Source organism: Micromonospora sp. NPDC048063 (assembly GCF_043202855.1).
Lineage (GTDB): Bacteria > Actinomycetota > Actinomycetes > Mycobacteriales > Micromonosporaceae > Micromonospora.
Genome location: NZ_JBIDBG010000003.1, coordinates 330,732 through 344,376, shown reverse-complemented (window position 1 = coordinate 344,376; position 13,645 = coordinate 330,732). Strand labels below are relative to the sequence as shown.

At 73.9% G+C, this 13,645-nt stretch carries 12 protein-coding genes; 4 read left to right on the top strand and 8 right to left on the bottom strand.

Annotated elements, in window-relative coordinates; genetic code table 11:
• Positions 1-36: 36 nt before the first annotated feature.
• The gene (gene nrdR / locus ACGFZ2_RS09955; protein ID WP_393451900.1) at positions 37-537 is read right to left on the bottom strand and encodes a transcriptional regulator NrdR; all 501 of its coding nucleotides are present in this window, start codon (positions 535-537) and stop codon (positions 37-39) included.
• Positions 538-1,107: 570 nt separating this feature from the next.
• Here nrdR and lexA point away from each other — a divergent pair.
• Positions 1,108-1,890, top strand: coding sequence for a transcriptional repressor LexA (lexA, locus tag ACGFZ2_RS09950; RefSeq protein WP_393451898.1), 783 nt, complete (start codon positions 1,108-1,110; stop codon positions 1,888-1,890).
• Between the two features lie 55 nt (positions 1,891-1,945).
• On the opposite strand, the gene ACGFZ2_RS09945 is transcribed toward lexA, so the two are convergent.
• Both ACGFZ2_RS09945 and hflX read right to left on the bottom strand, forming a co-directional pair.
• Complete coding sequence (locus ACGFZ2_RS09945) at positions 1,946-3,682, bottom strand: hypothetical protein (protein WP_393451895.1); 1,737 nt, start codon at positions 3,680-3,682, stop codon at positions 1,946-1,948.
• Positions 3,683-3,733: 51 nt separating this feature from the next.
• On the bottom strand, positions 3,734-5,188 hold the full coding sequence (gene hflX, locus ACGFZ2_RS09940; protein WP_393451892.1) for a GTPase HflX: 1,455 nt from the start codon (positions 5,186-5,188) through the stop codon (positions 3,734-3,736).
• 174 nt (positions 5,189-5,362) lie between these two features.
• Here hflX and ACGFZ2_RS09935 point away from each other — a divergent pair, with 174 nt between their 5' ends.
• Positions 5,363-6,829, top strand: coding sequence for an NAD-dependent malic enzyme (locus ACGFZ2_RS09935; RefSeq protein WP_357693731.1), 1,467 nt, complete (start codon positions 5,363-5,365; stop codon positions 6,827-6,829).
• Positions 6,830-7,100: 271 nt separating this feature from the next.
• Here the strand turns inward: ACGFZ2_RS09935 and dapF are convergent, their stop codons facing one another.
• Genes dapF through ACGFZ2_RS09920 form a run of 3 tightly spaced genes read right to left on the bottom strand, consistent with a single transcriptional unit; the run spans position 7,101 to position 9,656 of the window.
• Positions 7,101-7,952, bottom strand: a complete 852-nt coding sequence (dapF, locus tag ACGFZ2_RS09930) for a diaminopimelate epimerase (protein ID WP_393451889.1) — start codon at positions 7,950-7,952, stop codon at positions 7,101-7,103.
• A gap of 7 nt (positions 7,953-7,959) precedes the next feature.
• Entirely contained in the window at positions 7,960-8,910 is a 951-nt protein-coding gene (gene miaA, locus ACGFZ2_RS09925; RefSeq protein ID WP_393452569.1) for a tRNA (adenosine(37)-N6)-dimethylallyltransferase MiaA, read from the bottom strand.
• The gene (locus ACGFZ2_RS09920) at positions 8,895-9,656 is read right to left on the bottom strand and encodes a class III extradiol dioxygenase subunit B-like domain-containing protein (protein ID WP_393451886.1); all 762 of its coding nucleotides are present in this window, start codon (positions 9,654-9,656) and stop codon (positions 8,895-8,897) included. Before ACGFZ2_RS09920 ends, miaA begins: the two co-directional genes overlap by 16 nt.
• A 150-nt stretch (positions 9,657-9,806) precedes the next feature.
• Between ACGFZ2_RS09920 and ACGFZ2_RS09915 the strand changes: the two genes are divergently transcribed.
• Positions 9,807-11,015, top strand: coding sequence for a DUF349 domain-containing protein (locus tag ACGFZ2_RS09915; RefSeq protein WP_363704966.1), 1,209 nt, complete (start codon positions 9,807-9,809; stop codon positions 11,013-11,015).
• A gap of 96 nt (positions 11,016-11,111) precedes the next feature.
• Here the strand turns inward: ACGFZ2_RS09915 and miaB are convergent, their stop codons facing one another.
• Entirely contained in the window at positions 11,112-12,611 is a 1,500-nt protein-coding gene (gene miaB / locus ACGFZ2_RS09910; protein WP_393265439.1) for a tRNA (N6-isopentenyl adenosine(37)-C2)-methylthiotransferase MiaB, read from the bottom strand.
• Between the two features lie 51 nt (positions 12,612-12,662).
• On the opposite strand from miaB, the gene ACGFZ2_RS09905 reads away from it, so the two are divergent.
• Positions 12,663-12,893 carry a DUF2277 family protein gene (locus ACGFZ2_RS09905; protein ID WP_393265442.1) on the top strand — a complete coding sequence of 77 codons (231 nt, stop codon included), beginning with the start codon at positions 12,663-12,665 and terminating at the stop codon, positions 12,891-12,893.
• Between the two features lie 56 nt (positions 12,894-12,949).
• Here ACGFZ2_RS09905 and ACGFZ2_RS09900 read toward each other — a convergent pair whose 3' ends face one another.
• A complete protein-coding gene (locus tag ACGFZ2_RS09900) occupies positions 12,950-13,429 on the bottom strand; it encodes a hypothetical protein (RefSeq protein WP_393265444.1) in 480 nt (159 codons plus the stop codon).
• Between the last annotated feature and the right edge of the window lie 216 nt (positions 13,430-13,645).

Sequence of the window (13,645 nt, the reverse complement as noted above, 5' to 3'; positions counted from 1 at the left end):
GCCACGCGATCCGACTGTCATCAACTGCGAAGAACTTCAACTGGTACGGCCGGCGGCCTCGGCCGCGTCGGCCCCGGCGCCCTTCCGGGCGCGTGCGGCGGCCCGCAGCGTCTCGATCTCCCGCTCGAAGTCGGCGAGCGAGTCGAACGACCGGTAGACGCTGGCGAACCGCATGTAGGCGACCTCGTCCAGGTCCTGCAGCGGACCCAGGATGGCCAGCCCCACCTCGTGGCTGGGGATCTCGGCGGCCCCCTTGGCCCGGACGGTCTCCTCGACCTTCTGCGCGAGCAGCGCGATCGAGTCGTCGTCCACCGGCCGGCCCTGGCACGCCTTGCGCACCCCGCCGATGATCTTCGTGCGGCTGAACGGCTCGGTGACCCCGCTGCGCTTGACGACCGCGAGGACCGCCTCCTCCACCGTGGTGAACCGCTTCCCGCACTCCGGGCAGGACCGCCGCCGGCGGATCAACTGGCCGTCGTCGGCCTCCCGCGAGTCGACCACCCGGGAGTCCGCGTGCCGGCAGTACGGACACCGCATCGGCCCGACCTCCTTCATCGACTGCGGGCACGCCGACCGCTTCCCGGGCACGCGTCAGCGCGGCGGAGCCATCTGTCGATGGTCTTCGCCGTGTCGACGGTACGGGAGTGCGGTCGGTAGTCGAACCCAACCTGTAGGCGACTTACGCCCGTGTGACTACTACATCTAGGGGTCGACCGTATGCCGCCGACGATCCGCGGTCAAGTTGAGCGGCGTGTCCGGCGCGTCACCGCCATCCGGAGTCGACCCCGGCCGGCGCGACCCGCCGCAGAACCAACCGTCCGACGCCGCCCGGGGTTATTCGTCCGGTCGCGGCGAAACCGCCGCCGATCGGGCAGGCGTCGAACACCCGTTCGACCCGACGTACCATTTATCAGAACGTGAGTACGAGCAGGGCCACTTTTCACCCCGACACGCCCGAGGTGATGTCGTACAGACGTTTGAAAATGACCGATCTCACCTATACGGTCATGAACAACCGGGCGCGGATCGTTCCGTCACCGGTCACCACGCACCGCCGCACGCACCACGAGCCGCCAAGGCACCCAGCGCCGACCAGGGAGGACGGACGTGACCGAGGACCGGGCCAGCCGGCCGAAGAGCCCGCAGCAGATCACCGAGGCGGGCCCGCCGGCCACCCGACGCCGGAGCGCCGCGCGCAGCCGGGCCGGGCAGCCCGCCGTGCGCCCGGTCACCCCGGTGGTGAGCGCCTTCCCCGACCCGGCGACGGTGGATCTCACCGCCCGGCAGCGGCGGATCCTGGAGTTCATCCGCACCTGGGTGGACCGGCACGGCTATCCGCCGAGCGTGCGCGAGATCGGCGAGGCGGTCGGCCTGGTGTCGCCGTCCAGCGTCGCCTACCAGCTCAAGGAGCTGGAGAAGAAGGGCTTCCTGCGCCGCGACCCCAACCGGCCGCGCGCCGTGGACGTCCGGGCCCCCAACGACGTCGACGACGAGCTGAGCCGCTCACAGCGCCCCGCCCCGGCGTACGTGCCGATGCTGGGCCGGATCGCGGCCGGTGGCCCGATCCTGGCCGAGCAGGCCGTGGAGGACATTTTCCCCCTCCCCCGCGAGCTGGTGGGTGAGGGCGAGGTCTTCATGCTCCAGGTCAAGGGCGACTCGATGCTCGACGCGGCGATCTGCGACGGCGACTGGGTCGTGGTCCGGCAGCAGCCGACCGCCGAGGCCGGCGACATCGTCGCCGCGATGCTCGACGGCGAGGCGACGGTCAAGACCTACCGCCGCCGTGACGGGCACGTCTGGCTGATGCCGCAGAACCCGGCCTTCGACCCGATCCCCGGCGACGACGCGACCATCATGGGCCGGGTCGTCGCGGTGCTGCGCCGCATCTGACCCCGTGGCGCCTCCGGAGCGGTCGCCGACGGCGGGCCCCGGAGGCTCGGGGACGTCAGTAGCGGTCGCCCCGGTAGCCTCGGCCGCCACCCCGCCCGTGGCCGTTGGGGCCGCCGCGGCCGTCGTCGTAGCCCTCGTCGCGCCGGCGGGCCGGCCGCTGAGCGCGAGGATCCTGCTCGCCGCCGCGACGGGGCGGCTCCGCCCGGCCACCGCCGCCGTGGACGCCGGGGCCCGGTTGGCCCCCGCCGCCGTAGACGCCACCACCGGGACGGCCACCGCCACCCTGCCGGCCACCGCCGCCACCGCCTGCGGGGCCACCGGGGCCCGGCGGCCGGCCGCCACCGTAGGCTCCGCCACCGCCACTGGCCGGGCGACCGCCGCCACCACCACCGCCGGCCGGGCGACCGCCACCGTAGACGCCGCCGCCGGCCGGGCGGCCACCGCCGTAGACCCCGCCGCCGGCCGGCGCGGCGCCGCCGCGACCACCGCCCGCCGGGACCGCCCCGCCCCGCCCGCCACCGGGCGCACCGCCGTAGACGCCACCGGAGGGCGCGCCACCGTAGACGCCGCCCCGCGCCCGGTCGCCCGGCGGCAGGAAGTCGTCGTCCGCCGGGCCCCGCGGGTCGTCGGCGAGGTCGTCGCGGTCCGGCCCGTCGGCGTCCCGGCGCGGGGGAGCCGGTCTGCGCCGGGCCCGCAGGATGCCGAAGACGCCGGCGGCCACCATCAGCGCGCCGATCACGCCGACCGCGGCGATGATGTACGTGATGTCGCTCAGGCTCAGGCCGTCGAGCCACGACTGCCCGGCCGCCTTCTTCGGCCCGTCGCCCTTGCCGGCGACCGGCTTCGCGCCCTCGGCGGACGGGGTGTAGCTGAGGATCTCCACCGGCTCGGCCTCGTCGAGCTGGCCGCCGTCGGAGACGGTGAGGAACGTCTTGCCGTCCGGGGTGTAGGCGATCGCCTCACCGAACGGATCGGTCAGCGCCGTCACCCGGGGCTTGGCGGAGGTCAGGGCCGCCACGATGTCGCCGCCGGTCACGTCGTACTCGAAGGCGTCGGCGTAGGTGCGCACCACCACCCGGGACCCGTCGGGGGAACGGGCGGCTCCGGTGATCGCCACGCGGCCCGGAGCGCCGAGCCGGTTGTCCGTGTCCGTCCTCGGCAGGGCGATCTCGCCGACCTTCTTCATCGGCACCGCCTCGGTGTCCCCGCTCTTCATCTTCGCGGCGGGGGTATAGATCTGCGCCTTGCCCGACATCACCTTGGTGATGATCAGCGGGTTGCCGTCGTCGCCGATGAGCAACGCCTCGGCGTCGTGCGGTTTGCCCTCGGGGTAGGAGAGCCGGTGCAGCACCGGCCGCTTGGACCCGTTGACCGGCATGCTCCACAGCGCCACCCGCTCGCGGCGCTCGCGGCTGGTGACGTTGTCACCGGTGTCGGCGATCCACAGGGTCTGGCCGTTCGGCGAGAGCGCCAGGTCCTCCGTGTCGAACGGCCCCTGCCCCGAATAGCGGACCGGCTCCTTCGAGATCTCACACTTGGCGTCGAGGAAGAAGACCCGCTTGCGGCTCTCCACCTCGGTGCCGTCGTTGATCACGATGTAGCCGCTCTTGGTGGCCACCAGGCCGGACAGCTCGCGCAGCCGCTCGTCGGTCACCGCGCACCGCTTCTTGCCGGCGGCGGCCGTGAGCGGGGACGAGGCCGAGGCGGGCGCCGCCAGGGCGGCCCCCGCACACGCCACGGTCGCCCCCAGCAAGCCGAGGGCGACCGTGACCGAAGCAACAGCGCGGCGCATTGAATCAGTGTCGCATGCCGCAGGTTTCCGCCGGGTGACGCCGGGACGCCGTCACCGGGCGGACGCGACCGCCTGGCTCTCCGCCGCCGCTCGGAACGGGGCCAGCTCCGCGGCGAGCGCCTCGCCCACCCGGACGTGCACCAGCGTCCCCTCCGGCAGGTGGGAGGTGCTCAGCACCTCACCCTGCCGGTGCACCCGCGCCACCAGGTCGCCCCGGTCGTACGGGAGCACCGCGCGGACCTCCACCGCCGGGCGGGGCAGCCGCTCCTCGACGGCCTCGCGCAGCCCGTCGAGCCCGCGCCCGGTGTGCGCGGAGACGAAGACCGCCTCCGGCCAGAGCCGCTTGAGCCGCAGCAGCGTCTCCTCGTCGGCCGCGTCGGTCTTGTTGACCACCAGCAGCTCGGGCAGCCGGTCGGCGCCCACCTCGGCGAGCACCTCACGGACGGCGCGGACCTGCTCCTCCGGATCCGGGTGGGTGCCGTCGACGACGTGCACCACCAGGTCGGCCTCGGCCACCTCCTCCAGCGTCGAGCGGAACGCCTCGACGATCTGGTGCGGCAGGTGCCGGACGAAGCCGACGGTGTCGGAGAGGGTGTAGAGCCGCCCGTCGGAGGTGGTGGCCTTGCGGGTGGTCGGGTCGAGGGTGGCGAAGAGCGCGTTCTCGACCAGCACACCCGCGCCGGTCAACCGGTTGAGCAGGCTGGACTTGCCGGCGTTGGTGTAGCCGGCGATGGCGACGGCGGGAACGGCGTTGCGGGACCGCCGGGCGCGCTTGGTCTGGCGTACCAACCGCATGCCCTTGATCTCCCGGCGCAGCCGGGAGATGCGGTGGCGGATCCGGCGCCGGTCGGTCTCCAGCTTGGTCTCACCGGGGCCACGCAGGCCCACGCCGCCGCCGGCGCCCCCGCCACGACCGCTACCACCGGTCTGCCGGGAGAGCGTCTCACCCCAACCGCGCAGGCGGGGCAGCAGGTATTCGAGCTGGGCCAGCTCGACCTGCGCCTTGCCCTCCTTGCTCTTGGCGTGCTGGGCGAAGATGTCGAGGATCAGCGCGGTGCGGTCCACCACCTTGACCTTGGTGCGCTGCTCCAGGTTGCGCAGCTGGGACGGCGACAGCTCGCCGTCGCAGATCACCGTGTCGGCGCCGCTGGAGAGCACGACCGAACCGAGGTCGTCGACCTTTCCCCGGCCGATGTAGGTGGCCGGGTCGGGGCGGTTGCGCCGCTGGATCAGCCCTTCGAGCACGTGCGAGCCGGCGGTCTCCGCCAGCGCGGCCAGCTCGGTGAGGCTGTTCTCGGCGTCGCTCTGGCTGCCCTCGGTCCAGACGCCCACCAGGACCACGCGCTCCAGGCGCAGCTGGCGGTATTCGACCTCGGTGATGTCGGCGAGCTCGGTGGAGAGGCCAGGGACCCGCCGCAGCGCCTGCCGCTCTGACAGCTCGAACTCGCCGGTGGTGGCGTCGAGCTCGTCGTCGGTGTAGGGGAGGTAGGTCTCCTGGTTGGTCAAGCTGGTCTCCTGTCCGTTCTGTCACGTACCGAGCAATCCTGACATGTGTCAACGCCGGGCGCACCCGCTATATGCCCGCGTGAAATGCCACAAAAGCGGGGGCGGCCGGTGGGCCGGCCCGGGTGGGCGAGTAGAAATGCGGTGCGAGCCGCTCAGCGTCGACGGAGGGATCCTGTGTCAATCACCCGACTTCCGAGTGCCGGATTCTCGATCACCATCCGGATCGCCGTGCCTGCGGACGCGTCCTCCATCGGCCGGCTGACCACCTCCGTCGGCGAGGCCGGCGCGATCGTCACGGCGCTCGACGTGGTCGACTCCGACCCGACCCACGTGATCGTCGACCTGACCTGCGACACCGCCGACGCCGCCCACGCCGACCAGGTGGTCGACGCGCTGACCGCGCTCGACGGCGTGGACGTGCGCAAGGTCTCCGACCGGACGTTCCTGCTGCACCTCGGCGGCAAGATCGAGGTCAGCTCGAAGGTGGCGCTGCGCACCCGCGACGAGCTGTCCCGCGCGTACACCCCGGGGGTGGCCCGGGTCTGCCAGGCGATCGCGGAGAACCCGGCCGACGCCCGGCGGCTCACCATCAAGCGCAACACCGTGGCCGTGGTCAGCGACGGCTCGGCCGTGCTGGGCCTGGGCAACCTCGGGCCGGCGGCGTCGCTGCCGGTGATGGAGGGCAAGGCGGCGCTGTTCAAGCGCTTCGGCGGGGTGGACGCCTGGCCGGTGGTCCTGGACACCCAGGACACCGACGAGATCGTGCAGATCGTCAAGGCCATCGCGCCCGCGTACGGCGGGATCAACCTGGAGGACATCGCCGCGCCGCGCTGCTTCGAGATCGAGGCCCGGCTGCGGGAGGCGCTGGACATCCCGGTCTTCCACGACGACCAGCACGGCACCGCGATTTGCGTGCTGGCCGCGCTGACCAACGCGCTGCGCGTCGTGGGCAAGCAGCTCGCGGACGTCCGGGTCGTGGTCTCCGGCGCCGGCGCGGCCGGCACCGCGATCATGAAGCTGCTGCTGCGCCAGGGCGTGGGCGACATCATCGCGTACGACCGGCAGGGCGCCCTGCACCGCGGCCTGACCGGGCTCAACCCGGCCTGGCAGTGGCTGGCCGACCACACCAACAAGGACAACTACGCCGGTGACCTGCCCGGGGCGGTACGCGACGCGGACGTCTTCATCGGCGTCAGCGCGCCGAACCTGCTCACCGGCGACGACATCGCCATGATGGCCAAGGACGCCATCGTCTTCGCGCTGGCGAACCCGGACCCGGAGGTCGACCCGCGCGAGGCGCGCAAGCACGCCGCCGTGGTCGCCACCGGCCGTTCCGACCAGCCGAACCAGATCAACAACGTGCTCGCCTTCCCGGGTGTCTTCCGCGGCATGCTGGACGCGCACGCCGAGGAGTTCACCGAGGAGATGGCGATCGCCGCCGCCCGGGCCATCGCGGACGTGGTCGGCGAGGACAAGATCAACCCGACGGTGATCGTGCCCAGCGTCTTCGACTCCCGGGTGGCCCCGGCGGTCGCCGCGGCGGTGCGCGCCGCCGCCCAGAACCCGGCCCCGGCCCCGGCCGCGGACCCCGGCCCGGCCGACCTCCCCGAGATCGCCGCCGAAGCCAGCGCCACCCCCTGACACCCCCACCCCCACCCCCTCCCTCTCCTCCCTCCCCACCCCGCCCCGGCCCCCTGCCCCGCGCGATCTTGCACTTCCTGCCCAGGCACTCGGGACAGACCCGACAAAACACGGGCCGGAAGTGCAAGATCGCGCGTGGGGGGCGTGGCGCGGGGGTCGCCCACGTGAGGCGCGCGCCCACAGGTCGTGGCGGGTGGGTCCTGCGCGTGAGGCGTGGCGGGTGGGTCCTGGTGGTGGGTGGCGTGGGCGGGAGGGCAGGGGGAGGCTGGGGTCAGGCGGGCGTGGTCAGGGCGGCGGGGTCGACCTCGCCGACCGCGACCAGGACGGCGGGGCCGGCCAGCCAGCAGGAGTCCTCGGTGACCGTGACCGTGAGGCGACCGCCGGGGACGTCCACGGCGATCACCCCGGTGTCCCGGCCGGCGTCGCGCAGGGCCACGGCGGCCACCGCGCACGCGCCCGTGCCGCAGGAGAGCGTCTCGGCGGAGCCGCGCTCGTACACCCGCATCAGCACGTGCCCGTCGGCGCCGTCGACCGGCTCGCCGGGCGCGGTGAACTCGACGTTCACTCCGGCCGGGAAGGCAGCCGGGTCGAACTCCGGCGCGCGGGTGAGGTCGAGGCCGGTCAGGTCCAGCCCGGTCGGGAGCGCGCAGACCAGATGCGGGTTGCCGACGTCCACCGCCGCGCCCGGCAGGGTCAAGCCGCCCAGGGTGGCGGTCGAGGCGTCGTACACCCGGGGGCGGCGCATCTCGACGGCGACGGCGTCCCCCTCGACGCGCGCGCGCACGAGGCCGGCCCGGGTGGCCACCGGCAGCGCCGCGCCGACCGGCGTGGCCAGCCCGGACGCCAGCAGGTAGCGGACGAAGACGCGAGCGCCGTTGCCGCACATCTCGGCGAACGAGCCGTCGGAGTTCCAGTAGTCCATGAACCACTCGGCCTCGCCGGCCAGGGCGGCGCCCTCGGGGTGTTTCGCCGCCCGCACCACCCGCAGCACGCCGTCGCCGCCGAGGCCGCGCCGCCGGTCGCAGATCGCGGCGACCAGCCCGGGCGTCAGGTCGAGCGCCCCGTCCGGGTCGGGCAGGATGACGAAGTCGTTGCCGGTGCCGTGGCCCTTGGTGTACTCCACGCCCCCATCATCGCGCAGCGGCCGGCAGCAGGCGCAGGGCGGCCGGGATCAGGTCCGGCGCGGCCGAGTCCAGCCAGTGGATGCGCTGGTCACGGCGGAACCAGGAGCGTTGCCGGCGGACGAACCGCCGGGTGGCCCGAACCGTCTCGTCGTGCGCCTCGCCCTCGGTGATCTCCCCGGCCAGGAAGCGCAGCACCTGCTGGTACCCGAGCGCCCGGCTGGCCGTCCGCCCCTGCGGCAGGCCGCGGCCGACCAGCTCGCGGGTCTCGGCGACCAGGCCGTCGGCCCACATCCGGTCCACCCGCAGCGCGATCCGCTCGTCCAGCAGCGCCGTGTCCAGGTCCACCCCGAGCTGCACGGACGGGTAGTACGGCGTCGGGCCGGGCAGCGACGCGGTGAACGGCGCCCCGGTCAGCTCGATGACCTCCAGCGCCCGCACGATCCGCCGGCCGTTGGTGGGCAGGATCCCCGCCGCGGCGACCGGGTCGGCCTCCCGCAGCCGGGCGTACAGCGGGGCCGGGCCGGTCTCGGCCAGCTCCCGTTCGAGCCGCTCGCGGGCCGCCGGGTCGGTGCCGGGGAACTCGAACCGCTCCAGCACCGCCCGCACGTAGAGGCCGGAGCCGCCGACCAGCAGCGGCACCCGGCCCCGGGCCAGGATGTCGTCGACCGCCGCGCGGGCCAGCCGCTGGTATTCCGCCACGCTCGCCGGCTCGGTGACGTCCCAGATGTCCAGCAGGTGGTGCGGCACCCCCTCGCGCTCGGCCGGGGTGAGCTTCGCGGTGCCGATGTCCATGCCCCGGTAGAGCTGCATCGAGTCGGCGTTGACCACCTCGCCGTCGAGGGCGTGCGCGAGCGCGATGCTCAGTGCGGACTTCCCGGCCGCCGTCGGCCCGACCACCGCGACCACCGTCCCGACCGGCGGGTGGCCGCCGGTCGGCGCGCTCACGCCGGCTCCCAGGTGGCCACGAAGTAGGCCACGCCGTAGGGCGCGGCGTCGTGGGTCAGCTCGCCGCGCCAGCGTCCGCCCGCCGCGCCCGCGAGCACCTGCCAGGCCGCCCGACCGGCGACCTTCAGCTCGGCCGACAGCACCGGGTCCAGGCCGTGCAGGGCGTCGGCGTCCGCGTCCGCCAGAGCCCGGGCAACCCTCTCGTCGTACGCCTGCGCGCGCGGGTCGTCGTAGCCGGGCGCCTTCTCGCCCCGGCAGGCGGACCCGTCCCCCATCACCAGCAGCGCGACCCGGCCCTCGGCGCGGCGCACCAGCTCCGCCCCGAGCGCGGCGCACTCGCCCGGGGCGGCGTCGGCGGCGACCGACTGGGCGAACCGGGGCAGGTCGGTCCCCGCCCTGCCGAGCAGCCACGCGCCGACGGTCAGGCTCAGCGGCAGCCGCTCCCCGCCGCCGCAGTTGGTCTTCCACAGCCGGACGTGGCGGTCGACGCCGTAGGCGCGCAGGGAGCCGTAGTCGGCGGCCCGGAAGCGGACGGTCTCCGGCCCGGCGCCGACCAGCACGATCTGGTCGGGCGAGGCGGCGAGCAGCCGGCCGACGGCCGCGTCGCAGGCCGTGCGGAGTTCGTCCAGCTCAGCGGCGGCGGCACCGGCCACCTCGGGCACGAGCAGGGGCGGATGCGGGCAGACGGCGGCGGCGACCAGGGGCACCCGTTCACCGTAGCGGGACCCCCCGGTGCGTCCCCGCGCCGATCCGGTCATTCGGGGGCTAGGACACCGTATGGTCACGGTCGGCGATAGGCGCTCGACGCGGACGGGGGCGGACCTGTGACAATGCCGGGAGTAACTTTGCTGCGCCGTGGCGGCGATCGTGGGACCGGTCCCCGACGCCGGGAGAACGAGGATGGGCACATGAGCGACTGGACTGCCTTCGGACGGGTGGACGCGGACGGCACCGTGTACGTCAAGACCGCCGACGGCGAGCGGGTGGTCGGATCCTGGCAGGCGGGAGCGCCCGAGGAGGGGCTTGCCCACTTCGCCCGCCGCTTCGACGACCTGGTGACCGAGGTCAACCTGACGGAGGCGCGGCTCAACTCGGGTGCGGCGGACGCCGGCCACTCGCTGACCACGATCCGCCGGATCCGCGCCTCGCTCGCCGAGGCGCACGTCGTCGGCGACATCGACGCGTTGGCCGCGCGGCTGGACCGACTCGCCGCCGTCGCCGAGGAGAAGGCCGGCGAGGCCAAGGCCGCCCGGGACGCCGCCCGGGGCGAGGCACTCGCCCGCAAGCAGGCGCTGGTGGAGGAGGCGGAGAAGCTGGCCGCCGAGTCGACCGGCTGGAAGACCGCCGGCGACCGGCTCAAGGAGATCCTCGAGGAGTGGAAGACCATCCGCGGGGTCGACAAGAAGACCGACGGTGAGCTGTGGAAGCGGTTCGCCGCGGCCCGGGACGGCTTCACCCGCCGCCGGGGCGCCCACTTCGCCTCACTGGACTCGCAGCGCAAGCAGGCGCAGTCGGTCAAGGAGGAGCTGGTCGCCGAGGCCGAGAAGCTGAAGGACTCCACGGACTGGGCGGCGACCGCCAACCAGCTCAAGGACCTGATGAACCAGTGGAAGGCCGCCCCGCGCGCCTCCAAGGAGGCGGAGCAGAAGCTCTGGGAGAGGTTCCGGGCCGCGCAGGACGAGTTCTTCACCCGGCGCAGCGAGGTCTTCTCGGCCCGCGACAACGAGCAGCGGGCCAACCTGGAGCGCAAGCAGGCGCTGCTCGCCGAGGCCGAGGCGCTGGACGTCGACGGCGACCCGAAGGGCGCGCAGGCCAAGCTGCGGGAGATCCAGGCGCAGTGGCACGAGGCCGGCCGGGTGCCCCGCGAGGCGGCGGCCGGGCTGGAGCGCCGGCTGCGGGCGGTCGACGACAAGGTCCGCGAGGTGATGGACTCCGCGTGGCGACGCACCACCAAGGAGGACAACCCGCTGCTGGCCCAGATGCGGACGCAGGTCGCCGAGGCCGAGGAGCGGCTGGCCCGGGCCCAGGCGGCCGGGGACGCCCGGCGGATCAAGGAGGCCGAGCAGGCGCTCGCCTCGAAGCGGCAGTTCCTCCAGCTCGCCGAGCAGGCCGGCTGAGCTGAGCCACGCGAGAGCCCCCGGTCCGCGCGGACCGGGGGCTCTCGCGTGACCGGGCAGCCGCCGCGGCGGTGGGAGCGGCCGGCCCGTCGTGGGTCAGTGGGCGGCGCAGCCCGTCGTCGGCGCGGGCGCCGCGGCCGGCGCGCCGATCGTGGGCAGCCCGAGCAGCACCCCGGGCGTACGCGGGGAGCGCCCCGCCTCGGCCGCGTCGCCGGCCCGGGTGCGCCGGTGCGACAGCGGTTCACCGTCGGCGTTGAGGTGGTGCGGGGCCGCGTACGTGACGGTGGTGTGCACGATGTCGCCGGGGCGGATCTGCCCGGCGAGGGAACCCGCGTCGAAGTGGACGAGGCGGCCGTCACGGGCGCGGCCGGACATCCGGCCGGTGCGCTCGTCCTTGCGCCCCTCGCCGACGGCGACCAGCACCTCGACGGTCTCCCCCACGAGCCGCTTGTTCTCCGCCCAGGTGATCTCCTCCACGCAGGCGACCAGCCGCTCGTAGCGCTCCTGGACGACCTGCTTGGGGAGCTGGCCCTCCATCGTGGCGGCGGGGGTGCCGGGGCGCTTCGAGTACTGGAAGGTGAACGCGGAGGAGAACCGGGCCTCGCGGACCACGTCGAGGGTGCGCTCGAAGTCGGCGTCGGTCTCGCCGGGGAAGCCGACGATGATGTCCGTGGTGATCGCCGCGTCCGGCATCGCCGCCCGGACCTTCTCGATGATGCCGAGGTAGCGGTCGGCCCGGTACGAGCGGCGCATGGCGCGCAGCACGTCGTCCGAGCCGGACTGCAGCGGCATGTGCAGCGAGTGGCAGACGTTCGGCGTCTCGGCCATCGCGGCGATCACGTCGTCGGTGAAGTCCTTGGGGTGCGGGCTGGTGAACCGGACCCGCTCCAGGCCGTCGACGTCGCCGCAGGCGCGCAGCAGCTTGCCGAAGGCGAGCCGGTCGCCGAACTCCACGCCGTAGGAGTTGACGTTCTGCCCGAGCAGGGTCACCTCCAGCACGCCCTCGTCGACCAGGGCGCGCACCTCGGAGAGGATGTCGCCGGGGCGGCGGTCCTTCTCCTTGCCGCGCAGGGAGGGCACGATGCAGAACGTGCAGGTGTTGTTGCAGCCGACGGAGATCGACACCCAGCCGGCGTACGTGGACTCGCGCCGGGTGGGCAGCGTCGAGGGGAAGACGTCGAGGGACTCGATGATCTCCACCTCGGCGGCGGCGTTGTGCCGGGCCCGCTCCAGCAGCACCGGCAGCGACCCGATGTTGTGCGTGCCGAAGACCACGTCCACCCAGGGCGCCTTGCGGACGATCTCGCCGCGGTCCTTCTGGGCGAGGCAGCCGCCGACGGCGATCTGCATCCCCGGGTGCCTGTCCTTGACGGGGCGCAGGTGACCGAGGTTGCCGTAGAGCCGGTTGTCGGCATTCTCCCGGACCGCGCAGGTGTTGAACACCACCACGTCCGGGTTGTCGTCGGCCTCGGCGGCGCGCACGTAGCCCGCCTGCTCCAGCAGCCCGGAGATGCGCTCGGAGTCGTGCACGTTCATCTGGCAGCCGTACGTGCGCACCTGGTAGGTGCGCGGGCTGCTCGCCGCTGCGGTAGTCATGACCCGGACAGCGTATCCGGGCGAGAATCCCGAACCGAACGAGGAGGAGCCGTGTGCCGGAGCATCAAGACCCTTCGTGAGCCGTACGTCGCCGAGGTGAGCCCGGCCGACGTCGAGGCCGCCGCCCTGCAGTACGTCCGGAAGATCTCGGGCTTCCGCAGGCCCGCCGCGCACAACGCCGCGGCCTTCGACGCGGCGGTCGCCGCGGTCGCCGCGGCCACCGCGACCCTGCTGAACGAGCTGGAGGTACGCGGCGGCCGCTCCGCCCGCCCGGCGAGCTGACCCCGCCGCCCGCTGGGCCGCCGCGGGAGCCGCCCCGCGTGCTGGCGCGGCTGGTCTCAGGCGGCGGCGAGCGCGGGCAGCACCGAGTCGGGGGCCCAGCGTGAGCGGTGGCACTGCGACCAGCCGCGGCAGCGGGGATCGGCCTCGGTGCAGAGCCGCTGGTTGCCGAGCACCTCGCCGTCGTCGGTCTCGCGGACGTCGAAGTGCACCGGCCGGATCGTGCCGTCGGGGGCCACGAGCAGGTGCCGGCCGGCGTCGAGGGTGTCGTCGCGCAGCAGGCAGTTGCGGTCCAGCAGCCGCGCCAGCGCGGCGATGCTGGCGTGCTCGGGGAGCCCGTCGGGCACGCCGTAGCAGTCCACGATGGTGGCGAACTCCCCCGGCGCCTGCCAGACGTCGCAGATCACCGCGTGCGTCGGCAGCCGGGCCGGGTCGGCCGCCGCCAGGGGCATCACCACCCGACCGAGTGCCTCGGCCAGTGCCGGGTAGACCTCCACCGGCCGCACCTGGTCGATTCTCCAGTTCCACAGCTCGGTCATGCCGCCTCCTCGCTGTGCTCGTCCCACCGGCCTCCGGATCGGGCCTTACTGACGATGGTGGGGGGCATATGACCTCAGCCGGGGGCAAGTTACCGGTCTGTGACCATTCCGGGCAAAATTTCCTCGGGCGCCATCGCTCCGAGTGGCCGAAAGATGACAGTTTATCGGGTACGGTGCCCCGCCCGGAACTTCCCGCTCCGCGGCGCGCCCGTTCCG